Annotated in this window: 23 protein-coding genes; 14 read left to right on the top strand and 9 right to left on the bottom strand. The window is 72.9% G+C overall.

Features of this window, described 5'->3' with window-relative positions:
• Positions 1–30 precede the first annotated feature (30 nt).
• From J7E86_RS07725 to J7E86_RS07705, 5 genes are all read right to left on the bottom strand, one after another.
• The gene (locus J7E86_RS07725; protein ID WP_215080779.1) at positions 31–957 is read right to left on the bottom strand and encodes a hypothetical protein; all 927 of its coding nucleotides are present in this window, start codon (positions 955–957) and stop codon (positions 31–33) included.
• Positions 958–1,100: 143 nt separating this feature from the next.
• Complete coding sequence (locus J7E86_RS07720) at positions 1,101–2,321, bottom strand: hypothetical protein (protein ID WP_215080778.1); 1,221 nt, start codon at positions 2,319–2,321, stop codon at positions 1,101–1,103.
• Positions 2,303–3,040: an ABC transporter ATP-binding protein gene (locus J7E86_RS07715; RefSeq protein ID WP_215080777.1), complete on the bottom strand. Its 738-nt coding sequence runs from the start codon at positions 3,038–3,040 to the stop codon at positions 2,303–2,305. Before J7E86_RS07715 ends, J7E86_RS07720 begins: the two co-directional genes overlap by 19 nt.
• A 291-nt stretch (positions 3,041–3,331) precedes the next feature.
• Positions 3,332–4,711 (bottom strand): aspartate aminotransferase family protein, encoded by a 1,380-nt coding sequence (locus J7E86_RS07710; RefSeq protein WP_215080776.1) that lies wholly within the window; start codon positions 4,709–4,711, stop codon positions 3,332–3,334.
• Positions 4,696–5,184: an Lrp/AsnC family transcriptional regulator gene (locus J7E86_RS07705; protein WP_215080775.1), complete on the bottom strand. Its 489-nt coding sequence runs from the start codon at positions 5,182–5,184 to the stop codon at positions 4,696–4,698. The genes J7E86_RS07710 and J7E86_RS07705 overlap by 16 nt, the downstream gene beginning before the upstream one ends.
• 185 nt (positions 5,185–5,369) lie before the next feature.
• On the opposite strand from J7E86_RS07705, the gene J7E86_RS07700 reads away from it, so the two are divergent.
• From J7E86_RS07700 to J7E86_RS07690, 3 genes are all read left to right on the top strand, one after another.
• Positions 5,370–6,821 carry a gamma-aminobutyraldehyde dehydrogenase gene (locus tag J7E86_RS07700; protein WP_215080774.1) on the top strand — a complete coding sequence of 484 codons (1,452 nt, stop codon included), beginning with the start codon at positions 5,370–5,372 and terminating at the stop codon, positions 6,819–6,821.
• Positions 6,822–6,961: 140 nt separating this feature from the next.
• Positions 6,962–8,488: an MFS transporter gene (locus J7E86_RS07695; protein WP_215080773.1), complete on the top strand. Its 1,527-nt coding sequence runs from the start codon at positions 6,962–6,964 to the stop codon at positions 8,486–8,488.
• Between the two features lie 17 nt (positions 8,489–8,505).
• Positions 8,506–9,693: a spermidine/putrescine ABC transporter substrate-binding protein gene (locus J7E86_RS07690; protein ID WP_251018802.1), complete on the top strand. Its 1,188-nt coding sequence runs from the start codon at positions 8,506–8,508 to the stop codon at positions 9,691–9,693.
• A 58-nt stretch (positions 9,694–9,751) separates the two neighbouring features.
• On the opposite strand, the gene J7E86_RS07685 is transcribed toward J7E86_RS07690, so the two are convergent.
• A complete protein-coding gene (locus J7E86_RS07685) occupies positions 9,752–10,321 on the bottom strand; it encodes a helix-turn-helix domain-containing protein (RefSeq protein WP_215080772.1) in 570 nt (189 codons plus the stop codon).
• Between the two features lie 111 nt (positions 10,322–10,432).
• On the opposite strand from J7E86_RS07685, the gene J7E86_RS07680 reads away from it, so the two are divergent.
• The 8 genes from J7E86_RS07680 to J7E86_RS07645 all read left to right on the top strand — a co-directional run bounded on the left by J7E86_RS07680 (position 10,433) and on the right by J7E86_RS07645 (position 19,063).
• On the top strand, positions 10,433–11,266 hold the full coding sequence (locus J7E86_RS07680; protein ID WP_215080771.1) for a trans-aconitate 2-methyltransferase: 834 nt from the start codon (positions 10,433–10,435) through the stop codon (positions 11,264–11,266).
• A gap of 192 nt (positions 11,267–11,458) precedes the next feature.
• A complete protein-coding gene (locus J7E86_RS07675; RefSeq protein ID WP_215080770.1) occupies positions 11,459–12,547 on the top strand; it encodes a hypothetical protein in 1,089 nt (362 codons plus the stop codon).
• A 49-nt stretch (positions 12,548–12,596) separates the two neighbouring features.
• Complete coding sequence (locus J7E86_RS07670; RefSeq protein ID WP_215080769.1) at positions 12,597–12,950, top strand: cupin domain-containing protein; 354 nt, start codon at positions 12,597–12,599, stop codon at positions 12,948–12,950.
• Positions 12,951–12,969: 19 nt separating this feature from the next.
• Positions 12,970–14,622, top strand: a complete 1,653-nt coding sequence (locus tag J7E86_RS07665) for a methionine--tRNA ligase (RefSeq protein WP_215080768.1) — start codon at positions 12,970–12,972, stop codon at positions 14,620–14,622.
• Positions 14,623–14,635: 13 nt separating this feature from the next.
• Positions 14,636–15,721 (top strand): FAD-dependent oxidoreductase, encoded by a 1,086-nt coding sequence (locus tag J7E86_RS07660; protein WP_215080767.1) that lies wholly within the window; start codon positions 14,636–14,638, stop codon positions 15,719–15,721.
• The gene (locus J7E86_RS07655; protein ID WP_215080766.1) at positions 15,718–17,037 is read left to right on the top strand and encodes a DUF4178 domain-containing protein; all 1,320 of its coding nucleotides are present in this window, start codon (positions 15,718–15,720) and stop codon (positions 17,035–17,037) included. The genes J7E86_RS07660 and J7E86_RS07655 overlap by 4 nt, the downstream gene beginning before the upstream one ends.
• Before the next feature lie 50 nt (positions 17,038–17,087).
• A complete protein-coding gene (locus tag J7E86_RS07650) occupies positions 17,088–18,065 on the top strand; it encodes an SIS domain-containing protein (protein ID WP_215080765.1) in 978 nt (325 codons plus the stop codon).
• The gene (locus J7E86_RS07645) at positions 18,062–19,063 is read left to right on the top strand and encodes a DMT family transporter (protein ID WP_215080764.1); all 1,002 of its coding nucleotides are present in this window, start codon (positions 18,062–18,064) and stop codon (positions 19,061–19,063) included. The genes J7E86_RS07650 and J7E86_RS07645 overlap by 4 nt, the downstream gene beginning before the upstream one ends.
• Here J7E86_RS07645 and J7E86_RS07640 read toward each other — a convergent pair.
• Positions 19,046–19,756 carry a glycerophosphodiester phosphodiesterase gene (locus tag J7E86_RS07640; protein ID WP_215080763.1) on the bottom strand — a complete coding sequence of 237 codons (711 nt, stop codon included), beginning with the start codon at positions 19,754–19,756 and terminating at the stop codon, positions 19,046–19,048. The two genes, J7E86_RS07645 and J7E86_RS07640, sit on opposite strands and share 18 nt — an antisense overlap.
• A gap of 75 nt (positions 19,757–19,831) precedes the next feature.
• Positions 19,832–20,854, bottom strand: a complete 1,023-nt coding sequence (locus J7E86_RS07635) for an adenosine deaminase (RefSeq protein ID WP_215080762.1) — start codon at positions 20,852–20,854, stop codon at positions 19,832–19,834.
• Between the two features lie 105 nt (positions 20,855–20,959).
• Here J7E86_RS07635 and J7E86_RS07630 point away from each other — a divergent pair, with 105 nt between their 5' ends.
• Positions 20,960–21,751 (top strand): DUF4190 domain-containing protein, encoded by a 792-nt coding sequence (locus J7E86_RS07630; protein WP_215080761.1) that lies wholly within the window; start codon positions 20,960–20,962, stop codon positions 21,749–21,751.
• Here the strand turns inward: J7E86_RS07630 and J7E86_RS07625 are convergent.
• Entirely contained in the window at positions 21,703–22,311 is a 609-nt protein-coding gene (locus J7E86_RS07625) for an NADAR family protein (protein WP_215080760.1), read from the bottom strand. The two genes, J7E86_RS07630 and J7E86_RS07625, sit on opposite strands and share 49 nt — an antisense overlap.
• Before the next feature lie 114 nt (positions 22,312–22,425).
• Here J7E86_RS07625 and J7E86_RS07620 point away from each other — a divergent pair, with 114 nt between their 5' ends.
• Complete coding sequence (locus tag J7E86_RS07620) at positions 22,426–22,869, top strand: DUF4190 domain-containing protein (protein ID WP_215080759.1); 444 nt, start codon at positions 22,426–22,428, stop codon at positions 22,867–22,869.
• 120 nt (positions 22,870–22,989) lie between these two features.
• Positions 22,990–24,504 (top strand): gamma-aminobutyraldehyde dehydrogenase, encoded by a 1,515-nt coding sequence (locus J7E86_RS07615; protein ID WP_215080758.1) that lies wholly within the window; start codon positions 22,990–22,992, stop codon positions 24,502–24,504.
• Positions 24,505–24,618: the final 114 nt, after the last annotated feature.

Genomic DNA, 24,618 nt, shown 5'->3' with positions numbered 1-24,618 from the left:
AGCGGCCCCTTACCTACGTCCGCCGAGGCGTCAGCCGGTGGCTGTCGGCGCGAGGTTCTTCGCTTCCGATTCCGACTCCGGCGTGCCGCCCTCGGGCTCGCCGAACCAGGCGACCGCGACGGCGCCCGTCACGGCCAGCAGGAAGCCGAGGATCGCCACCCAGGCGAAGCCGGCCCGGGACGTGTCGCCCAGCCACAGCACCCCGATGATGCCCGGCAGCACCGTCTCGCCGACGACGAGGGCCGCCGTGGCGCCGTTGACCGAACCTATCTGCAGGGCGACCGTGTGCAGGTACATGCCGACGGCGCCGGATATGAGGATGGCGTACAGCGCCGGGTCGGCGATCAGGGTCGGCAGGTCGAACGGGTCGATGCCGTCGAGGATGCGCACGCCCACGCCGATCGCGCCGAAGCCGAGGCCGGACAGCAGACCGGCCAGGATCGCCGCCCGCGAGCCCATCAGGCGCACGGCGACGGTGCCGCCGCCCATCAGCACGACGGAGATGATCAGCAGCCACCAGTGGGTGGACATGGCGGCGTCGCCGCCGCCCTCATGGCCCGCGGCGGTCGCCAGCAGCACCAGCGCGGAGCAGACGACGCCGATCGACATCCACTCCGGCCTGTTCAGCCGGATGCCCAGGAGCTTGACGCTGAGCAGGGCCGTGACGACGAGGTTGGCGCTGATCACCGTCTGGGAGAGGAAGAGCGGCAGCATACGGGCGGCGAGCGCGCCGAGCGCGAAGCCGACGAAGTCCAGGACCGTACCGACCATGAACTCCCAGGTCACCGCGGCCTTGGCGGTGGACGACAGACTCGGTCCGCCGTGCTGGGTGGTGCCGGTGGCGGAGGCCGCCGCGGCCTCCCGGCGGGCCGATTTGCGCGATCCCACGGCTTGCAGGACCGAGCCCGTTCCATAACAGGCCGAGGCCGCGACAGCCGTCACAAGGCCGATGATCACCAATAGCTCCGTTCGCCCGATAAACCGTCGTGCTCCTGAACCAGACGCGCATTTCGGCGACGAAGTTGCTTTGGGTCAAGAAAAGGTCAAGAAGTCGTCGTCGCGGGTGGACTCACCGGCCCCGCGCCGACGCACATCATCCCTCACCGCGTCATGGGCAGCGCCGCGAGCTCCGCGATCGCCCACGTCAGCGGGGACAGCGCGGCCAGCAGCACGACCCCGCGCAGCACGGCCGCGCCCCGCAGCATGGAGGCCGGAATGCCCAGGCTCACCAGGCCGGCGGTGGTGTCGCCGCGGCCGCGGCGGCTGTCCAGCGCGGCGGTGACGGCGGTGGCGGTCACACAGGCCATCACCAGCGCCGCGCCCAGGCCGGTGAGCGGCCCGAAGGGCCGGGGCCCCGACGACTCCCAGGCCGCGCCGTACAGCTCGGCGGCGGCCAGGGCACCGGAGGCCACCGCGCACAGCACGCCCAGCGGCCGGCCGACGCGGGTGGCGGCGTCCTGCAGTATGCGCCCGGCCAGCAGCCGCACGGCGCCGGGCCGCCCGGCCGCCAGCAGCACCCCGCACCAGTGGGTCAGACCGGGTCCGGCCAGGACGAGCCCGAGGGAGGCCAGCAGCCAGCCGCCGATGACACCGGGCGAGGCGCCCTCCGAGCCCGGCAGCGCGATCAGGGTGTCGGGGTCCGGGGCCGGGCCACGGCCCACGTACGCCTCCATGGCGAGACCGACGGCGATGATGGCGATGCCCCAGGGCAGGCCCACGTACGTCGGCCGGGGCGCCGCGGGAGGGGCCGGGGGAGCGGCCGACGGGACGGGGGTCTCCTCGTCGGTCGGCGGGGTGGGCCGGGAGCGCTCCGGGCGCGGGCGCAGCGCGACGGCGCACGTGCCCGCCGCGAGCGCCGGCAGGAGGGCGAGCAGCGTCAGGGCCGCGCCCCACGGCAGCGGGGCCCGTCCGTCCAGCAGGCCGGACGCGGAGCCGCTCAGCGGGGTGCCGCCGAGGTCGCCGCGCAGCTCCAGGTAGACCAGCAGGGCGAAGCCGCTGCCGAGGGTGCAGGACAGGGCCGTCGAGGCGGCGGCGAGCAGCGACATCCGCACCGGGCCGAGCCCCGCGGCGTCCAGACCCTCCCGGGGAGCGGTGGACGGGTCCGTACGGGCCACGGCGAGGGCGAACTGCACGACGGCGGCCAGCGGGACGGCGCACCACACCAGCCGTACGAGCGACTGCCCCGTGGCGTGCGGATGGGCCACCGCGTATCCGAGGGTGCACAGCAGCAGGAATCCGACGCCCGCCGCCGCGGCCGCGACCAGCAGTCTGCGCAGGACGACGAGCGGATGCGCGCCGCGCGCTAGGCGGAGACTGAGCACGCCGCCCTGCCCTCGCCGTCGGGCGCGTCCGGCGCCGGGATGCCGCTGGCCCGCCGGCCGTCGGCCAGGGCGACCGTGCGGTCGGCCAGGGTGGAGATCTCGTCGTCCAGGCCCGCGATGACGACGGTGATGTGGTGCGAGCGCGCGGCCGTGGTCAGGGTGCGCAGCACCTGGGCCCGGTCGGCGCTGTGCAGGGTGGCGGTCGGCTCGTCCGCGAAGATCACGGTCGGCTCGCCGGCGAGCGCCCGCGCGACGGCGATCCGCTGCCGTTCCGCCGTCGTCAGCGCCTTGGGGCGCTTGCGGGCGCAGTCGCCCACGTCGAGGCGCTCCAGCCAGTCCACGGCGGTGCGCTTGGCGGCCCGGTGGCCGACGCCGCGCAGCAGCAGCGGCAGGGCGGCGTTCTCCCAGCCGGTCAGTTCGGGTACGAGGTGCGGTCCGTTGTCGATCCAGCCGAACCGTTCGCGGCGCAGCCGTTCACGGGAGGCGCGGGAGAGGGTGTGCACGGGCGCGCTGTTGAACCACACCTCGCCGGGATCGGGCAGGATCTGCCCCGACAGGCACTTGAGGAGCGTGGTCTTTCCGGAGCCGCGGGGCCCGGTGACGGCGAGGATCTCGCCCTCGCGCACGCCGATGGAGACACCGGTGAGTGCGGGGGAGCCGCTGTATGCGTAATGCAGGCCGCGTGCCCAGAGCACGTCGTTGTCCGGCGGGGCCACCATATCGAGCACCTCGGGTCGCTGAAGGGTCCGTTCCCCTGACCGGCTGAACGAACCGGAGGCCATTGGGTCACTGGCACCGTACGGAACCGGGATCCTAGCCCTCTCCCAGGCTCGGCGCTGGAGCGCCTCACTTTCCTCCGGTCGGCCTCATTCCCGGGTGCCCCGGACGGGCCGCCGTATGCGCGGGCGACATGGTGAAGCCGTGGCCCACGCGCGCGTACTGCGAAGGGGGGTCGCGCGGGGCCACGGCGGAGGGGACGGGCCGGGGGAGCGGGGCCCGTCCGGGGCGGATCAGATCTTGGTCCACGCCTCCGTGAGCACACCGCGCACGATCTGCTCGATCTCGTCGAACGTGGACTGGTCGGCGATCAGCGGCGGCGACAGCTGGATGACCGGGTCACCGCGGTCGTCGGCCCGGCAGTACAGCCCGTTCTCGAACAGCTGCTTGGACACGAAGCCGTAGAGCAGCCGCTCGCACTCCTCCGGCGTGAAGGACTCCTTGGTGGCCTTGTCCTTCACCAGCTCGATGCCGTAGAAGAAGCCGTTGCCGCGCACGTCGCCGACGATCGGCAGGTCGTGCAGCTTGGACAGGGTCGCCAGGAAGGCCGACTCGTTGTCCAGGACGTGCTGGTTGAGGCCCTCGCGCTCGAAGATGTCGAGGTTGGCCAGCGCGACCGCGGCGGAGACCGGGTGGCCGCCGAAGGTGTAGCCGTGGAGGAAGGTCGCGTCGCCCTTGAAGAAGGGCTCGGCGATCCGGTCGGAGATGATCGCCGCACCGATGGGGGAGTAGCCGGAGGTCATGCCCTTGGCGCAGGTGATGATGTCCGGTACGTAGCCGAACTTGTCGCAGGCGAACATCGTGCCGAGGCGGCCGAAGGCGCAGATGACCTCGTCCGAGACGAGCAGCACGCCGTACTTGTCACAGATCTCGCGCACCCGCTGGAAGTAGCCGGGCGGCGGCGGGAAGCAGCCGCCCGCGTTCTGTACGGGCTCCAGGAAGACGGCCGCGACGGTGTCGGGGCCTTCGAAGAGGATCTCCTGCTCGATCTGGTCGGCGGCCCAGCGGCCGAACGCCTCGGGGTCGTCGCCGTGGATCGGGGCGCGGTAGATGTTGGTGTTGGGCACCTTGTGCGCGCCGGGCACGAGCGGCTCGAAGGGCGCCTTGAGGGCGGGCAGGCCGGTGATCGACAGCGCGCCCTGCGGGGTGCCGTGGTAGGCGACGGCCCGGGATATGACCTTGTACTTCGTGTGGTTGCCGGTCAGCTTGTGGTACTGCTTCGCCAGCTTCCACGCCGTCTCGACGGCCTCGCCGCCGCCGGTGGTGAAGAAGACCTTGTTGAGGTCGCCCGGGGCGTAGTTCGCCAGCCGCTCGGCCAGCTCGATCGCCTTGGGGTGGGCGTAGCTCCACACCGGGAAGAAGGCCAGCTCCTGCGCCTGCTTGTTGGCGGCCTCGGCCAGCTCGACGCGGCCGTGGCCGGCCTGCACGACGAACAGGCCGGCGAGCCCGTCGAGGTAGCGCTTGCCCTTGTCGTCGAAGATGTAGGTGCCCTCACCGCGCACGATGGTCGGCACGGGGGCGTTCTCGTACGACGACATGCGGGTGAAGTGCATCCACAGGTGGTCGTACGCCGTCTGGGAGAGGTCCTTGCTCACGGCTATCGGGTTCCCCATGTGTAGGTCTGCTTGCGGAGCTTGAGGTAGACGAAGCTTTCGGTGGAACGCACGCCCGGGAGGGTACGGATGCGCTTGTTGATCGTCGCGAGGAGATGGTCGTCGTCCTCGCAGACGATCTCGATGAGGAGATCGAAGGAGCCGGCCGTCACCACGACGTACTCCACCTCGTCCATCGCGGTCAGGGCGTCGGCCACCGGGTCGAGGTCGCCGTCGACGTTGATGCCGACCATCGCCTGCCGCCGGAATCCGACGGTGAGCGGGTCGGTGACGGCGACGATCTGCATCACGCCCTGGTCCTGCAGTTTCTGCACCCGCTGGCGTACGGCCGCCTCGGACAGCCCGACGGCCTTGCCGATCGCCGCGTACGGACGGCGGCCGTCCTCCTGGAGCTGTTCGATGATCGCCAGGGAGACGGCGTCGATCGGCGGCGTGCCCTGCACGCCCTTCGGGTCTGCGCTACGTGTGGCCACGGAGACCACTGTGCATGGGACTCGGCCGTGAAGCAAGCCTAAATCGATGAAATTCGTTGTTGATGATGCTTGGAATAACTGATTCCGTTGTTCATGGCTAATGGGTATGTCGAAAGCGTCGCCCTACTGACTAGGCTGGGGTATCTCACCCACCGGACAGCTACAAGAAGAAGGGGTGGCAACAAGTGACCACCGAGCTGCGTCGTCTTCGCAACTACATCGACGGAGAGTTCCGGGACGCCGCCGACGGGCGGACCACCGAGGTGGTCAATCCGGCCACCGGCGAGGCGTACGCCACCGCCGCGCTGTCCGGCTCCGCCGACGTCGACGCGGCCATGGCCGCGGCCGAGGCCGCGTTCCCGGCCTGGCGCGACCTGGTGCCCGGCGAGCGCCAGAAGGTGCTCCTCAAGATCGCCGATGCCTTCGAGGCGCGCGCCGAGGAACTGATCGCCGCCGAGTCCGAGAACACCGGCAAGCCGCTGGGGCTCACCCGCAGCGAAGAGATCCCCCCGATGGTGGACCAGATCCGCTTCTTCGCCGGCGCCGCCCGCCTGCTGGAGGGCCGCTCCGCCGGTGAGTACATGGAGGGCATGACCTCCATCGTCCGCCGGGAGCCCGTCGGCGTCTGCGCGCAGGTCGCGCCGTGGAACTACCCGATGATGATGGCGGTGTGGAAGTTCGCCCCGGCGCTCGCCGCGGGCAACACCGTCGTCCTCAAGCCCTCGGACACCACCCCCGCCTCCACGGTCCTCATGGCCGAGATCATCGGCGGGGTGCTGGAGGAGCTGGGCCACCCCAAGGGCGTCTTCAACGTCCTCTGCGGCGACCGTGAGACCGGCCGCCTGATGGTCGAGCACCGGGTGCCGGCCATGGCCTCGATCACCGGCTCGGTGCGCGCGGGCATGCAGGTCGCCGAGTCCGCCGCCAAGGACGTCAAGCGCGTCCACCTGGAGCTGGGCGGCAAGGCGCCCGTCGTCGTCTTCGAGGACGCCGACATCGCCAAGGCCGTCGAGGACATCTCCGTCGCCGGCTACTTCAACGCGGGCCAGGACTGTACGGCCGCGACCCGGGTGCTCGTCCACGAGTCGATCCACGACGAGTTCGTGACCCAGCTCGCCAAGGCCGCGGCCGGCACGAAGACCGGTCAGCCGGACGACGAGGACGTGCTCTACGGGCCGCTGAACAACGCCAACCAGCTCCGCCAGGTGGCCGGCTTCATCGAGCGGCTGCCCGCCCACGCCAAGGTCGAGACCGGTGGCCACCAGGTCGGCGAGAAGGGCTACTTCTACGCCCCGACCGTCGTCTCCGGGCTGAAGCAGGACGACGAGATCGTCCAGCACGAGGTCTTCGGCCCCGTGATCACCATCCAGTCGTTCACGGACGAGGAGCAGGCCGTCGGCTACGCCAACGGCGTGGAGTACGCGCTGGCCTCCTCGGTGTGGACGAAGGACCACGGGCGCGCCATGCGGATGTCCAAGAAGCTGGACTTCGGCTGCGTGTGGATCAACACGCACATCCCGCTGGTCGCGGAGATGCCGCACGGCGGATTCAAGAAGTCGGGCTACGGCAAGGACCTGTCGGCGTACGGCTTCGAGGACTACACCCGCGTCAAGCACGTGATGACGTCGCTGGACTGAGCGACGGCGTGAGCACGGCGGCGGCCCCACCGGTTTCCCGGTGGGGCCGCCGCCGTTTTCCGTGACCTCGTGGGTCCCATGCCGCCGGAAACTGCCCCGACCGGTTTACCTAACTGCACTGCACGGTGTAGTTTACTTTCATGTCCTCCCTCCTCTCGCGGTCTTCCCGGACCCGGCGGCCCAGCCCCGTCCTCACGGTGCTCGTGGTCCTGCTGGGCTTCCTCACGCTGCCCATGTCCATGTCCGGCACGACCGTCGCCATCCCGCGCATCGGCGAGGAGCTCCACGCCTCCGGCGCGTCGCTCCAGTGGGTGGTGACCGGGTACTTCCTGACGGCCTCCTCCTTCATGCTCGTCTCCGGCTCGCTCGGCGACCTCTTCGGCCGGCGCAGGATCTTCGCCCTGGGCGCCGCGGTCTACACGGTCGGTGCGCTGGGCAGCGCCACCGCGGGCGACATCGCGCTGCTCGACGTGGCCCGTACGCTCTCCGGCGCCGGTGCCGCCGGGGTGATGGCCGGCGGCGGCGCGATCCTGGCCGCCACGTTCGAGGGCGCCGCCCGGACCCGGGCCTTCGCCGCCATGGGCACCATCTCGGGCATCGGCCTCGCGACGGGGCCGACGCTGTCGGGCTGGATGGTCGGGGGGCTCGGCTGGCGGGTCACCTTCGGGCTCTTCGCCGCCGCCGGTCTGGTCATCCTCCTCGGCGTCGCCTTCGTCGGCGAGTCCCGCGCCGAGCACCGCCCGAAGGTCGACCGGCCGGGCGTGGCGAGCTTCATCGGCGGTCTGGCCCTGCTGATGTTCGGCATCACCCAGGGCGCGCAGGCCGGCTGGGGCAGCCCGCGCGTCCTCGGTCCCGTCGGGGGCGGGCTCCTGCTGCTGGCGGTGTTCGTGGCCGTCGAGCGGCGCAGCGATCACCCCGTGCTCGACCTGACGCTGGTCCGCGACCGCCGCTTCATGGGCTGGTGCCTGGCCGCGCTCGCCGTTCCGGTGGGCTCCTCCGGGGTGCTGGTGTTCCTGCCCACCTACCTCCAGGGCGCCAACGGCCTCTCGGCCCGGGACGCCGGCCTGAGCATGCTGATGCTGACGGCCCCCGTGCTCTTCCTGCCCGCCGCCGGCGGCAGGCTCGTCAACCGGGGCGTCCCCGCCCGGTACCTCGCCGGACTCGCCCTCGTCCTCCTCGCGGGCGGCAACGCCTGGCTCACCGTGCTCCACCCGGGCATCTCCTCCCTCGCCCTGCTCGGCCCCCTGCTCGCCATCGGCACGGGCAACGGCCTGGTCGCCGGTATCATCGACGCCCAGGCGATGAGCCTGGTGGAGCCTGCCCGGGTCGGCATGGCGGCCGGATTCCTCAACACCGTCAAGGGCGGCGGCAACGCCCTGGTGCTGGCCGTGATCGGCGCGGTGCTGACCAGCTTGATCCAGGCCCGTACGGGCTCGGGCGAGCTGGCCGGGCGGATCGCCGCCGGGGACCTCTCCGGGCCCGGAAGGGCGCTGCACGCGGCACAGTTCACCGACGCCTGGCACATCGTCCTCTGGTCGGTCGCCGCCCTGTGCGCCCTGGGAGCGTTCACCGTCCACGCGCTGCTCGCCCCGGGGGCCCGTCCCGTCACCCTGCCGGGAGATGCGGCCGACTCCCGGACAGGCCGTACATTGTCCGCGAAGATCTGACCAGCCATGCTGCCGAAATGCGAGTGAGCCCCGTGAAGACGCTGTCCCGCCGGTCCCTGCTGCGCGCGCTGGGCGCCGGCACGGGGGCCGCCGCACTCGCCGGATGCGGGGTGCCCGCCGCGTACGTCGGGCCGGGCGACCGGTCCGCGATGGACCGTTCCGGCAGCGACAAGCGGCTCGTCTTCGCCAACTGGCCGCTCTACATCGACACCGACGACGAGGACGCCCGGCGGCGGCCCACGCTGGAGGAGTTCGAGAAGAGCAGCGGCGTCTCGGTGAAGTACACCGAGGAGATCAACGACAACGACGAGTTCTTCGGGAAGATCAGTCCGGCACTGATGAACCATCAGGACACCGGCCGCGACCTCGTCGTCGTCAGCGACTGGATGTGCGCCCGCTACGTCCACCTCGGCTGGGTCCAGGAGATGGACCGCTCCCGGCAGCCGAACGTCGCCCGCCACCTCGACCCGCTGCTGCGCAAGGCCCCCTTCGACCCCGGCCGCCGGCACGCCGTCCCCTGGCAGTCCGGCATCACCGGCATCGCGTACAACCGCAGGAAGCTGGGGCGCGAGATCCGGCACACCTCGGAGCTGTGGAAGAGCGACCTGCGCGGCCGGGTCACCCTGCTGGCCGGGATGGACGAGGCGTTCTCCCTGCTCATGCAGGGCAACGGCGCCGACGTCACCCGCTGGACCGCCGACGACTTCCACACCATGACCGACCAGCTGCGCCGGCTCGTCCGCGCCCGCCACATCCGCCGCTTCACCGGCAACGACTACATCAAGGACCTCTCCTCCGGCGACGTCCTGGCCTGTCAGGCGTACTCCGGCGACGTCATCCAGCTCCAGGCCGACAACCCCGACATCGAGTTCGTCGTTCCGGAGGAGGGCGCGGAGCTGTGGGCCGAGAGCCTGATGATCCCCAACCTCGCCCGCCACAAGCGCAACGCGGAAGCGCTCGTCGACCACTACTACCAGCCGGAGGTCGCAGCCGAACTCGCCGCCTCCGTGAACTACGTCTGTCCCGTCCCGGCCGCGCGCGACGTCCTCGCCTCGGCCAAGGACAAGGAGTCCGCCGAGCTGGCCGAGAACCCCCTGATCTTCCCCAGCGACGACATGCGCAAGAGGCTGGCCACGGCCCGCGACATGACGTCCAGGGAGCGCCCGGGCTTCGCCAAGGAGTGGAACGGGATCGTCGGCCTCTGAGCCGGCCGGCGGAGCCGTACGAGCGGTACGCGGAGCCGTACGGGGGCGGTGCGCGAGGCTATCGGGTGGCGCGGGGCTTCGCGCGGACGTGCATGCGCTCGCCCTGCGCCCCGAACAGGCTGAGCACCTCCACCGGCGCCTCGCCGGTGCTGCCGAACCAGTGCGGCAGCCGGGTGTCGAACTCCGCGGCCTCCCCCACCTTGAGCACGAGATCGTGCTCGGCGAGCACCAGCCGCAACGTCCCGCCGAGCACGTACAGCCACTCGTAACCCTCGTGCGTCCGCAGCTCCGGCGTGCTGCGGGAGGCCCCGATGACCATCTTGAACGCCTGCAGGCCGCCCGCCTGCTGGGTCAGCGGCACCACCGTCGAGTCCCCGCGCGCGAGCGGCTTCAGCCGCACCCGCGGGTCACCGACCGGTGGCGCGCCGACCAGCTCGTCGAGCGGCACCTGGTGGGCGTGCGCGATCGGCAGCAGCAGTTCCAGGCTCGGCTTCCGCCGGCCCGACTCCAGCCGGGACAGCGTGCTGACCGAGATCCCGGTGATCTCCGACAGGGCGGCGAGGGTGCAGTCGCGCTGCTTGCGGATGCGCTTGAGCCGGGGCCCGACGGCGGCGAGGACGTCTTCCATCCCCTCATTGCAGAAACGGCAACAAGCTTTGTCAAACGGGCCCGCCCGGTCGCATGGTCGGCGGTAGGAGCCGGACCGACGACAAGACGCCGAGCTGAGGGAGCACCCGCGATGAACGACTTCGACTGGGCCGCGATGGCCGACATGCTGGAGCTGGAGGGCGAGACGCACAGCCCCTACGTACGGCAGGCCTTCGAGGAGCTGCGGCACCTGAGGCCCGCGCGGATCCTGGACATCGGCAGCGGCCCCGGAGTCGCCGCCTGCCGGCTGGCGGCGCTGTTCCCGGAGGCCGAGGTCACCGCGGTCGACGGGGCGCCGGAGCTGCTGGCCCGCGCCGAGGAGCGGGCCGCGCGGGACGGTGTCCGGCTGCGGACCCGGGCGGCCGATTTCCCGGAGGGGCTCGACGGCCTGGGGCCGGCGGACCTCGTGTGGTCGGGGCAGGTCGTGCACCACGTGGGCGACCAGCAGGACGCGTTGCGGCGACTGGCCGGACTGCTGAGCCCCGGCGGCACGCTGGCCGTCGTCGAGGGCGGTCTGCCGCCCCGCTCGCTGCCGCGCGACCTGGGCTTCGGGCGCCCCGGGCTGGAGGCCCGGCTGGACGCGGCGACAGCGGACCGGTTCGACCGGATGCGGGTGGAGCTGCCCGGATCGGTGGCGGTGGTGGAGGACTGGCCCGGCATGCTGCGGACCGCCGGACTCACGGGCGTGCGCTCCAGGACGTTCCTCGTGGACCACCCCGCGCCGCTCGCCGAGGGGCCGCGCCGGTCGGTGCGGCGGTCCCTGGAACGGCACCGCGGGCTGCTCGCCGAGCGTCTGGAGACCGAGGACCTGGCGACGCTGGACCGGCTGCTCGACCCGGCGGACCCGGCGGGCGTCGACCACCGTGCGGACCTGTTCCTGCTGACCGCCAAGACCGTCCACTTCGGCCGCCGGCCCGAGAGCTGACCCCGTCCGTCCGCCGGCTCGGTCCGCCAATCGCCCGTCGGTGAAAGGGCGTTGAAGCGGACCGAATCCGCGCCTCCTCGTACCCCGCACTACGGATTCCGTCGTAAGTCAAGGTCTTGACCGATGATCTTGTGAATCGTCAGACTGGCGCCGTCGCCGACGGCACATCGGCGTGCAGACACTTACGGGGGAGTGATCGCACTGGACGGCAACAGGTCCCGCCTGCCTGAACGGCCCGCCCTGAGGGAGGCCCTGGCCGCCCTTCCGCGGGCCGCCGCCGGGGACGGGTTCGGGCCGGACATCGACGCGGCGCACGAGGTGATGCTGGCGCCGGGCACGGGGCGGGAGGCGCGGGAGGCGGCCCTGCTCGCCTGGCTGCGGCGCTCGCAGCCCTGCCTCTTCGGGCGGCTCGCGGCCCGGGCCTGGAAGGGTGCGGGCGCCTCGAAGGGCCTCGGCCTCGACATCTGCTGGATCCTGGAGGACGACCTCGACCGCGGCCACGACCACCTCGCCGCCAAGATCTGGACGGCGCGCGCCGCCTGGAAGCGGCGGGCGGTCACCGGCCAGAGCAGCGCCTTCCTGATCGTCTTCAACGACGAACGGCTCGCCCGCGCGCTGCCCGGCCCCGAGTTCGCCGAACTGTGCCGGAGCCTGGCGGACGCCTATCTCTCCGAATGCGCCCCGGTCGAGTTCGACACCGTCTACGCCGAAGCGGTGCCCCTGCACCAGGCCGACGGTTCCCTGGTCCTCTTCAAGGCCAGCACCCAGCTCTTCTACACCGGGGCCCATCAGCGCCGCAATCACGACCGCCGGATCCCCGGCGGCGTGGTGATCTCGGTCAACGCCCCCGGCCACTACGCCCATTCGCTCGTCACCCGGGGCCTGGCACCCGACCTCGGCGCCGCCATGGAGTTCGTCCGCGAGACCGCTGCCCGCACCATCGGCAACGGCGGCATCGGCCACCCCAGCGGGCTCGGCAGCAGCTGGCACAACGCCCCCGGCGACGGCTGTCCCGCCGGCCGCGACACCTTCTCCGCCGCCTATCAGATCGACGTCCTCGTGCAGAAGGACGTCGTCAGCGACCGCACCCCACGACTGACCGGGCATCACGAGGACGAGATCTGGCCCTCGCTGCGGCTGGACTACCTCACGGCCAAGGAGTTCTCGGTCGGCGACCCCGACCACGGCTGGTCCAACGGCCTGCCCATCGGCGACGACGCCCTGCTCACCAACCCCTGGGAGCCGGTCGTCGCCGCCAACACCCCCGACTTCGACTACTGATCACCCCTACGGACACCCGCGAAGCGCCACCGCCGGGACGGAGACTTCCATGATCGTCAGGGATATGAGCGACAGCCGGCTCACCGACGCCTACGGCATCCGCTACCAGCAGGTCTACCCGCACGGCGGCGAGGACCTCGCCGACTGGGGCCTGGGCCGCGCGGTCGTCCCGCCCGGCGGCGAGACCGAACCGCACGACCACCACGAGGAACACGAGGCGTTCGTCCTGATCTCCGGCAGCGGCCTGATGGTCATCGACGACGAGACCCGGCCCGTCACCGCGCCCTCGGCCGTCCTCATCCCCAACGGCTCCCGCCACCAGCTCAAGAACGCCTCGGCCACCGAACCGCTCGTCTTCCTCTCGCTGTACTGGCCGCCCTCCATGGGTCCCGTGGACCTCTAAACCGCCCGGAGAACCCACCATGCCCCAGCGCACCCTCGTCACCGCGGCACCGCCCACGCCCAACGGCGACCTGCACCTCGGCCACCTCTCCGGCCCGTACTCCGGCGCCGACACCCTCACCCGCGCGCTCCGCCTGCGCGGCACGCCCGCCCGCTACCTCACCGGCTCCGACGTCCACCAGAGCTACGTGCCGCTCAAGGCCCGCGCCCTGGACCGCGAACCGCTCGAACTGGCCGACCGCTACGCCGATGTCGTCGCCGCCATCTTCGCCTCGGCCGGCTTCGAGGCCGACACCTACGTCCGCCCCCAGCACTCGGCCACGCACCAGGACGCCGTACGGGAGTTCATCAGCACCCTCCACGCCACCGGCCGCATCGTGCCGCGCACCGAGGAATGCCTGCACTGCGACACCTGCGACCGCTACCTCTTCGAGGGCCACGTCAGCGGCGGCTGCCCCCGCTGCGGCGCCGACAGCGACGGCAACTCCTGCGAGGAGTGCGCCTGGCCCAACATCTGCACCGACCTCACCGACCCCGTCTGCAACACCTGTGGCGCCACACCCGGCACCCGCGTCCACGAACGCCTCGTTTTCCCCTTGAGCCAGTACACCGACCGGCTCCGCGCCTTCCACGCCGCCACCGCCATGAGCCCCCAGCTGGAGGAGCTGTGCGCCGGCCTGCTGGACGGCGTCCTGCCCGACATCCCCGTCACCCACCCGACCGACTGGGGCACCCCCGTCCCCGTCGCCGGCTTCACCTCCCAGCGCGTCTACGTCTGGGCCGAGATGGTGCCCGGTTACTTCGCCGAGCTGATGGAGGCCCGGCGGGCGGAGGGAACCGACCCCGGGGGCTGGCGCGAGGAGTGGAACGCCTCGCGGATCGTGCAGTTCTTCGGCTTCGACAACGGCTACTTCCACACCGTGCTCTTCCCCGCGCTGATGATGGCCTACGACGACGGGCTGCGCCTGCCGGACGCCTTCGTCACCAACGAGTTCTTCCAGCTGGACGACGCGAAGTTCTCCAAGAGCCGGGGCCACGCCATCTGGGCCGACGCCCTGCTCGGCCGGGTGCCCGCGAGCGTCGTCCGCTTCGCCCTCGCCCACGACCGGCCGGAGACCGCCCGCACCTCCTTCACCTGGGACCGCTTCCGGCGCCTGGCCGACGAGGAACTGGCCGGCGCCTGGCAGGGCTGGCTCGACGGGCTCTTCCACCGCGTCGGCTCCGTCGGCGGCGGCCGGATACCCGCGCCCGGCGCACCCACGCCCGCCCAGGCGGCCTTCGCCACCACCGTCGACGCGCTCGCCGCGGACTGCCTCGCCGCCTACCGCGCGGAAACGTTCTCCCCGCAGCGCGCCACCCGCTGCCTCGGCGAACTCGTCCGCCAGGCCACCGCGTTCGCCGCGGGCCAGTCCCGGCTGATCGCCGACCGCCCCGGCAGCGACCGCGCCCGTACGGCCGTGGCGCTCGAAGCGCGCGCCGCCCGCGCCCTGGCCGCCTGCTCCCACCCCCTCATGCCGGACTTCGCCCGCGACCTGTGGCACGCGCTCGGCCTGCCCGGCGAACCCACCCGGTCCCACGACGCCCCTCTTCCCGCGGGTCCCGTCGCCCCCGGCCCGCACCCCTTCTTCACCCCGCTGCCGACCGACATCGCCGGCCAGGTGATGGGCGGATGACCCGGGGACGCGCGTGAGGAGCGCACTCGTCATCGGCGCCGGCGTCTTCGGGCTGTCCCTCGCCCGCGAACTGGCCGCCCGCGCATGGCACGTCGACCTCGTCGACCGGCACCCCGCCGGCGCCGGGCACGGCCCCTCGTACGCCGACACCCGCATCCTGCGCTGCGCCCACGGCACCGACGCCTTCTACGCCACCTCCGCCCGGCGCGCCCGGACGCTCTGGCGGGAGCTGGAGGGCGAGTCCGGCACGCCGTTCCTCCACACCACCGGGGTGCTGCTCCTCGCGAGCGGCACCGACACGGCCTGGGAACGCGCGAGCCTGGACACCCTGCGCCGCCTCGGCATCCCCGCCGAGCACCTGCCCGCCGCCGCCCTGGCCGGCCGCTTCCCGGGCGTGGACGGCGACGGCGTCTCCTTCGCCGTCCACGAACCCGACGGCGGCGTGCTGGAGGCCCGTACGGCCATGCGCGCCCTCGCCGCGTCCGCCGCCCGGCGCGGCGTCCGCACGACCGTGGGCACCGCCGTGCCCGAGGGCGACGGCGCCCGCGTCGACGGCGAACACCTCGGCGCCGACCTCGTGGTGTGGGCCGTGGGCCCGGACCTGCCCGCGCTCTTCCCCGGCCGCACCCCCGTCGTCACCGAACGCCAGGACAGCTACCGGCTCCCCGCGCTCGGCCCCTGGGCGGCCGGCGGGCCCGCCTGGATCGACCGGTCGGCGCGGCTGTACGGCGTGCCGGCGATCGGCGGCACGGCCACGGTCAAGATCGTGCCCGACACCGAGGCCACCGGGGCCGCGGAACTGCCCTCCGACGCCCGGCGATACGTCGCGGCCCGCTTCCCCGGCCTCGCCGCCGCACCCGTCGTCCGGCGCGAGGAGTGCGCGTACGCCTGGTCGCCCGACGAGCACTTCCTCCTCGACCGGCTCCCGGGCGCCCGCCGCACCTGGCTGGTCGGCGGCGACTCCGGACACGGCTTCAAACACGGGCCCGCGTGGGCGGCGTACGTCGCCGGTGTCCTCGAAGGAACCACGACCGCCCTCCCGCGCTTCGCCCTCCAACGGCCCCTCGACCCACCGCGAGAACCGAGAGAACAGTCATGAGCGAGCAGCAGCACGAGCAGCGCCCCTGGACACCCGCCTGCGCCGCCGTCGCCGAACGGCTGACGGCCGGCGCGCCCGTCGTCGTCGGCGGCCGGAGCTGGCGGGTGGCCGGGCGGGTCCTCGCCACCGACCACGAGGAGACCTGGCTCGAATGCCTGCTCCGGGACGGCCCGGACACGGCCTGGCTCGCCGTCGAGACCCTCACCGGCGACCCCCGGCTGTCCCTGTGGCACCGGACGACGGCCGCCACGGCCGGCTTCGACCCGGCCACGGCCGTGCTGCGCGGTACGGCCCTGACGGAAACCGGGCGCGGCGAGGCCCGCTTCACGACGGAGGGCGACCTCACCCCGGCCGGTGTGGGCCTACCCGCCGCCGGGACGCTCGTCTACCGCGAGTACGAGGGCCCCGAAGGGCGCGTGGCGGCAGCGCGTTTCGGCCCGGACGGACCGTGGCTCGTGGGCACGGGGACGCCGTTGGGGGGCGCGGAGGCGCTCACGGACGCGGAGGCCGGCCCCGCGCCCGTCGGTGGTGACCCCTCCGACGGCGCCTGGTGGGCGGAGTTCTTCGGGGACATCTACACCGACTCCGACATCGAGCAGCAGGACCCCGGACTCACCCGCGACATGGTCGCCTGCGTCACCCGGCTCGTGCCGCCCGCCGGCCGTCCCCGGCTGCTGGACCTGGCCTGCGGTACCGGCCGGCACGCCGTGCCGCTCGCGGGCGCCGGCTACCGGGTCACCGGGGCCGATCTCTCCGCCGACTACCTCGGCCAGGCCCGGCGCCGCGCCGAAGCCGCCGGGCGCGACGTCACGTTCGTACGGGCCGACATGCGCGATCTGAGCGCCTTCCCCGACGGGTGCTTCGACGCCGTGACCAACCTGCACACCAGTTTCGGGTTCTTCCACGACGCGGCCGAGGACCAGCGGGTCCTCCAGGAGGTGCGGCGCGTCCTGGCACCCGGCGGGCGGTTCCTGATCGACGTCGTCAACCGGGACGCCTTCCTGCGCCAGACCAGCGAGGTCTTCGGTGTGCCCGAGGACCAGTACGTCATCCGCAACTTCGACGACTCGACCGGCCGGACGTTCCTCCACGAGGAGGTCTTCGACCCGCTGACCAGCCGTATCCGCTGGACCGTCACCGAGCCCACGACCGGCCGCTCCTCGACCGCCGACTACCGCGTCTTCAGCGCCCACGAGCTCCTCGCCATGCTGCGGGCCGCCGGACTGCGCGTCGAGACGGTGCACGGGGACTACGACGGGTCGCCGTTCACCGTCCACGCGCCCAGCATCGTCTGCCTCGCCTCCGCACCCTCCTGAACAGCCCCCCGACGCCCCGAACTCCCCTCCCACGATTGGTGACCCCGCGCATGCCCACCGCACTCCACCGCATGATCAACCAGCAGGCCGCCGCCCTCGACCACATCGCCGGCCTCGACCTGGCCGAGCGCGCCGCCACCCTCACCGCCGCCCGCCGGGTGATCGTCACCGGCACCGGCACCAGCCAGCACGCCGCCGAACTCGGTGCCGCCATGCTGGAGCGCGCCGGGCTCGACGCCCGCTGGGTGCCCGCCGTCCAGTGGGCCCGGTGGAGCGCCGGCCCCCGCCCCGGCGACGTCCTGGTGGTCATCACCCACACCGCCGAGACCGCCTTCGCCGTACGGGCACGGGCCGCCGCCCTGGAGGCCGGCATCCCCGTCGTCCCGATCACCGGCGCGGGCCGCGGCTGGCCCGAGGCGATCGAGACCGTCGCCCCCGAGGAGTCCGAGACCTACACCGTCAGCTACACCTCCGCCCTCGGCGTCCTCGCCCGCCTCGCCCACCTCGCCGGCGCCCCCGACGGCTCGCCCGAGGACCTGCGGCGCACCGCCGGCCAGGTCCGGGTCCACTGCGCCGCCCCCGGCATCGACCACATCCCCGTGCCCGCCCGCAGCCTGGCCCTCATCGGCTGCGGACCGTGGGGCGTCACCGCCCGCGAGGGCGCGCTCAAGATCCGCGAAGGCGCCCGCATCCTCGCCGAGGGCTTTGACTCCGACCGCTTCCTGCACGGCGCGGCCGTGCCCTACACCGCCGCCGACGGCCTCGTGCTCCTCGAACCGGCCGCCGACGCCGACGGACTGACGGCCGCCCTCGGCAACGCCGCCCGCGCGGAGGGCATCGCCACCACCACCCTCGAAGCCCCCGCCGGCGACCCGCTGCCGCCCCTCCTCGCCCAGATCCCCATGACCGTACGGCTGCAACTGCTGGCCGACCGCTACGCCGCGCTGCGCGGCCAGGACCCGGACGAGGCCATCGTCGGCGCCTGGGCCGACAGCGCCCTGTGGCGGATGGGCACCCCGGGCCGGTGAACCCGCCCCTGTCCGCCCGCCTCGCCCGTCCGTCGCGCCACCAGGCAGCGCTGCTCACGGCCGCCCTGTTCTGGGGCAGCTCGGCCACGTTCACCAAGTCCGCGCTGGACGCGCTGCCGCCGCTGACGCTGCTGGTCGTCCAGCTGGCGTCGGCGACGGCCGTGCTCTGGGCGGCCCTGCTGGTCCGCGGCGGCGGGCGCCCGCCCGGCCGGCGGTGGCTGGCCCGCCTGGGCCTGCTCGGCCTGCTCGAACCGGCCCTGGCCTACGCCTTCTTCACCTTCGGCCTCACCCGTACCACCGCCTCCAACGCGTCGCTGCTCAGCGGCCTGGAGTCGTTCTTCGCCATCGGCATGGCCTGCCTGTTCCTGCGGGAACGACTGACCGGGCGGGCCTGCGCGGCGCTCGTCCTCGCCCTGGCGGGCGTGGCCACCCTGGAGGGCCTGGGCTCGGGCTTCGCGCCGCACGCGGGGGACGGGCTGGTGCTCGTCGGCGTGCTGTGCGCGGCGGCCTACGTCATGCTCGCCGCCCGGACCGCCGAGCACGTGGACGCCCTGACTATGACGGCGTACCAGTTCACCTTCGGGCTGCTGTTCACCCTGCCGTTCGCGGCCGCGCGGTGGGCGGACGGCAGCGAGTCCCTGCCCGCGCACGTCACCGCGGGGGCCTGGACGGAGGCGGGGCTGTCGGGGGTCGTGGGCTACGCGGGCAGCTTCCTGCTCTACAACTACGCGATCAAGGCGGTACGGGCCACGACGGCCGCCATGGTCCTCAACCTCATCCCCGTCTTCGGCATCGCCTGCGCCGGGGTCGTCCTCGGCGAGCGGCTGACCGGCGTCCAGGTCGCCGGCGCCGCGCTGATCGTCGGCGCGGTCGTGGTCTTCTCCACGACGGAGGCCGGTGACGCGGCGGAGGCCGGTGACACGGGGAAGGCCGGCGATGCGGGCGACGGCGGTGACGCGGGGGGCCTCCCCGCCGGGGCGTCAGCCCGGCAGCAGTGACCGCAGGGCGCCGACGCGGTTCGTGGTGATCGCGTCGACCCCCGCGGCCAGCAGCCGCCGCATCGTGAAGCGGGTGTCCGCGGTCCACGCCGAGACCAGCAGCCCCTGGGCGTGGTCGCGCGCCACCAGCTCCGGACTCACCAGCCCGAAGCGGTAGTTGAGCCAGCGCGGCCGCAGCCCGGCCAGCAGCGACTCACGCGGCGGCACCAGGGTCGTCCAGGTCAGCGCGGTCTCCGCGGCCGGGTCCGCCCGGCGCACGGCGAGCATCGACGCCGGCCCGCCGCAGTAGTACACCCGCCCGGCCGCGCCGCTCGCGTGGACCTCGGCGACTGCCGCCCCGGCGGCCGAGGGGTCCGGCAGGTCGACGAACAGGCGCGGCCCGGAGGCGTCCGCGCCGAGGCCGTCGAGCGCGAGCGCCTCGCGCAGCGTGGGCACCGCGCCGCCGGTCAGTCCCCGCAGCTCGGCGGCCGAGAGCGAGTCCAGCAGCCGCCGGTGGCCCCACAGCCGCTCCAGCGTCGCGTCGTGCAGCAGGACGGGCACGCCGTCGCGGGTCAGCCGGACGTCGATCTCCACGGCGCCCGCCCCCGCCCGCAGCGCGGAGCGGAGCGAGGCGAGGGTGTTCTCGCGGTGGACGTACGGATCACCGCGGTGGGCGACGGCGGTGAACGCGGCCGGGCCGGTCGGATCGGTCATGGGGCCATTGTCACCCGGAGTGGATCTCCCGCGCCGCCGGCCCGCCGCGCCCGCCCGTCGTCGACCGGTCCGCGGTCAGGGTCGCCAGGACGTGGTGTAGGTGTCGATCTCCGCGCGCAGCGCCGCCTTGCCGGCCCCGTCCATGAACGAGGCGTCGACGGCGTTCTTCGCGAGCTCGGCGACGCCCTTCGCGTCGAGCTCCAGGAGGCGGGCGGCGACCCCGTACTCGCGGTTGAGGTCGGTGCCGAACATCGGCGGGTCGTCGCTGTTGATGGTGACCAGCACGCCGGCCGCGACCATCTCCTTGACGGGGTGCTCGTCCAGGTCGGCCACGGCCCGGGTGGCGAGGTTGGAGGTCGGGCAGACCTCCAGCGGGATGCGGTGCTCGGCGAGGTGGGCCAGCAGCTTCGGGTCCTGTGCCGCGCTCGTGCCGTGCCCGATGCGCTCGGCGCGCAGGTCGTTCAGGGCGTCCCAGATGGTCTGCGGGCCGGTCGTCTCGCCGGCGTGCGGGACGCTGTGCAGCCCCTCGGCGATGGCGCGGTCGAAGTAGGGCTTGAACTGCGGCCGGGGCACGCCGATCTCGGGGCCGCCGAGCCCGAAGGAGACCAGGCCCTCCGGCTTGAGCTCGCAGGCGATCCGGGTCGTCTCCTCGGCGGCGTCCAGACCGGCCTCGCCCGGGATGTCGAAGCACCAGCGCAGCTCGACGCCCAGCTCGGTCGCCGCCGACTTACGGGCGTCCTCGATGGCCTCCACGAACGCCGCGTCGGGGATGCCGCGCCGGGTCGAGCTGAAGGGAGTGACCGTCAGCTCGGCGTAGCGGATGTTCTGCCGGGCCATGTCACGGGCGACCTCGTACGTCAGCAGCCGCACGTCCTCCGCGTCGCGGATCAGGTCGACCACCGAGAGGTAGACCTGGACGAAGTGCGCGAAGTCGCGGAAGGTGAAGAAGTCGGCGAGGGCCTCGGGGTCGGTGGGCACCGGCGAGTCGGGGTGCCGGGCGGCCAGCTCGGCGACGATGCGCGGTGAGGCCGAACCGACGTGGTGGACATGCAGCTCCGCTTTGGGGAGCCCCGCGATGAACGAGTCGAGAACGGACATGCAGGCCTCCAGGGCGCTCGGTCGACGGCCGGATCATCGTATGCGCGACGGGTACGGCCGCTGTGCTCAGGCCGTAGCATGACGGAGTAACGACTGGGGAGGACCATGTCCGACAAGGCCGCCGCCGAGCAGCCGCCGCAGCGGGACCGCGACCCCTGGGCTCCGCCGGAGCGGCAGGTGTCGCTCGACAAGCCGGGCACCGCGCAGGTGCCCGGACAGCGCACCGCCGACCGGCCCCCGGTGCCGGCCCACCCCGCACAAGCGCCGTACGCCGCACCGGCCGTGGCCGCCGCGCCGCCGGCCTCCCAGGTGCCGCCGGTGCCGCCCGCGCCGACCGGTCCGGGCACCCCGAGCGCGTACCGCGGCGGACCCTACGGCCAAGGCACGTACGCACAGGCCGCATACGCCCAGGGCCCGTACGGCGCCGTCCCGTACGGCCAGGCGCCCTACGGTGGCCCCGTCGCCTACGGGCCGCGGGCGTACGAGCCGGGCTCCTACGGCTATCCGGCGTCGGCCCCCTACGGGCCGGGCATGCCGGGCGCCGGCCCGGCGGACGAGAACGGCCTGGGCATCGCCGCCCTCGTGCTGGGCATCGTCGGCACGGTCCTGTCGCCCTCGGTCGTCCTCGGTGTCGTTCTCGGCATCCTCGCGATCGTCTTCGGGGCGATAGGCCGGTCCAAGGCGAGCGGCGGCCGGGCCACCAACAAGGGACAGGCCCTGACGGGACTGATACTCGGCGGTGTGGCCCTGGTCCTCTCCGTGGTGATGGTCTTCGTCTACATCAACGTCGGCGACAGCACGGACGACGGACCCACTCCCGAGGACGACCCCGACGCGACCTACGGCGCCTACGTGTCGGCGCCGGTGCTGGTCGTGGACCGCGCCGCCAGCCGCTGACGGGCCTCCATCAGCGCGAAGCCCAGCAGGTTCTCCCCGCGCCAGCGCGCCGGGTCCTGCGCCCGCTCGTCGTCGGCTGCCAGCCCTATGCCCCATATCCGGTCCAGCGGGCTCGCCTCCACCAGCACCCGTTCGCCCGTGCCGAGCAGATAGGCGGTCAGTCCGGCGTCCTGCGCGAACTTGTGGACGCTGCCCTCGACCACGAGCCCGAAGCGGTGGCGGCGCCACCGCTCCTCGTCGAAGCCGCGCACGGTCCGGCCCGCGTCCTTGGCCTGCTTGGGGTGCGTGGCCGCGAGAACCCGGGCCTCCGCCTCCTCGTCGCCGAACAGCCGGGCCTTGCCCGCCATCATCCAGTGCTCGGCGGTGGCGTAGCCGGTCCCGTCCACCGTGAACGGCGACGGCCACCACTGGCTGAAGCAGCTCGCCCCCACGCTGCCGTCCGGGCGGGGCCGGTGGCCCCAGAAATACACGTACGTGAAGCGCTCGCCGCGAGCCACGGCGGCCGTCAGCTCCTCCACCGACCGCGGTCCGTCGGCGCCCTTGTCCCCGTTGATCGTCATGCCGGCATTCTGGCATCCGCCTCTGACATCGCCTCCGACATCGGAACCGGGCTGCTCCGGGCGAACCTTCCCCATAGCATTGCCCGGTGCAGTTCAACGGAGGGGAGAACCTTTATGTCTGATTACCAGCAGAATCCTTATGGCTCGCCGCAGCAGCCCCAGCAGCCGCCGCAGCCGCCCGGTTACGGCTACCCGAACCAGGGCTACCCGGCACCCCAGTCCGCCTACCCGGCCGCCCCGCCGGTGCAGCCCTACCCCGGTTCCCCGGGCGGCTACGCGGCCCCGATGCAGCCCAACAACGGCCTGGGCACGGCCGGTCTGGTCTGCGGCATCGTCGGCGCGGTGTGCAGCCTGCTGGTCTTCCTGTGGTTCTTCGGAATCATCCTGGGCATCCTCTCGATCATCTTCGGCGCCGTCGGCCGCTCCAGGGTGACCAAGGGCGAGGCGACCAACCGCAGCGCCGCCACCACCGGTGTGGTCCTCGGCGTCGTGGCCCTGGTCCTCCCGGTTCTGTGGTTCGCCTTCTTCGCGAGCCTGATCGGCATCGGCGGTCTGTGAGTCGGCCGCTCCATCACTGAATCCGTTGCGGCGTGACATCGCCGCGACGGAATCACTTGTCGACACCCATCTCCTCTGTCAGGATCGGCATCCGATGCGCGATCGGCGGAGGAGTGTGCGATGAGCCAGCGGTTCGATGCGACAGAGCGGTTCGCCGAGGGTGCGCAGTGCATCGGGGGCCGGCCGCGGCACGGCACCTCCGGTCGCGAGCACACGGTGATCGACCCGGCCACCGGGGACGAGCTCCTCGGCTACGAACTGGCCGGCCCCGCCGACGTCGACGCCGCTGTCGCCGCCGCCGAGCGGGCCCTGCCCGAGTGGTCGCGGGCCACACCGGGCGAACGCTCGGACGCCATGCACCGCTTCGCGGGCGTACTCGCCGACCGGGCCGGGGACCTCGCGCGTGCCGAGTCGGCGCAGTGCGGCAAGCCCATCCGGCTGACCACCGAGTTCGACGTGCCGGGCACGGTCGACAACACCGCCTTCTTCGCGGGTGCCGCCCGCCACCTGGAGGGCCGGTCCGCCGGCGAGTACAGCGCCGACCACACCTCGTACGTCCGCCGCGAGCCCATCGGCGTCGTCGGCTCGATCGCGCCCTGGAACTACCCGCTCCAGATGGCCGCCTGGAAGGTCCTCCCGGCGATCGCCGCCGGCAACACCGTTGTCCTCAAGCCCGCCGAGCTGACGCCGCTGACCTCGCTGATGTTCGCCCGGGCGGCCTCCGACGCCGGGATACCGGACGGCGTCGTCAACGTGGTCAGCGGTGCCGGCCAGGACGCCGGGGAACACCTCGTCGGCCACCCGTCCGTCGCCATGACCTCCTTCACCGGCTCCACGCCCGTCGGCAGGCGCGTCGCCGAGATCGCCACCCGCACCGTCAAGCGGCTCCACCTCGAACTCGGCGGCAAGGCGCCCTTCGTCGTCTTCGACGACGCCGACCTGGAGGCCGCCGTGCACGGCGCGGTCGCCGGCTCGCTCATCAACACCGGCCAGGACTGCACCGCCGCTACGCGCGCGTACGTGCAGCGGCCGCTGTACGAGGCGTTCGTCGCCGGCGTCGCCGACCTCCTGGCCGGTGTGCGCCTCGGCGACCCCTTCGACCCCCGCACCGACCTCGGGCCGCTCATCTCCCACGCCCAGCGCGACCGCGTCGCCGGTTTCGTGGAGCGGGCGCGCGCGTACGCCACCGTCGTCACCGGCGGCCGGGCGCCCGGCGGCGACCTCGCCCGGGGCGCGTACTACCTGCCGACGCTCGTCACCGGTGCCGCGCAGGACAGCGAGATCGTCCAGGCCGAGATCTTCGGACCGGTCCTCGTCGTGCTGCCCTTCGACGGCGACGACGAGGGCATCGCGCTCGCCAACGACACGCCCTACGGGCTCGCGGCGTCCGTGTGGAGCCGCGACGTCTACCGCACGGGCCGCGCCACCCGGGAAATCAAGGCCGGCTGCGTCTGGGTGAACGACCATATTCCGATCGTCAGCGAGATGCCGCACGGCGGATTCAAGGCGTCCGGTCACGGAAAGGACATGTCGGCTTATTCCTTCGAGGAATACACGCAGCTCAAACATGTCATGAGCGACAACACCGCGATCGCCCGGAAGGCGTGGCACCGCACCGTCTTCGCGGCGGACTGATTCCGGCCCGGGTCCGGCTCCGCCGTGCCCCTGGGGCAAGGATTGACAGGTGCATGATCGCCCGCATGATCCGATGTGAGCCGTCGCGTAACCAAAAGGAAACAACGGAATCCC

Source organism: Streptomyces sp. ISL-11 (assembly GCF_018614525.1).
Lineage (GTDB): Bacteria > Actinomycetota > Actinomycetes > Streptomycetales > Streptomycetaceae > Streptomyces.
This window is presented reverse-complemented; position numbering and strand designations above follow the sequence as displayed.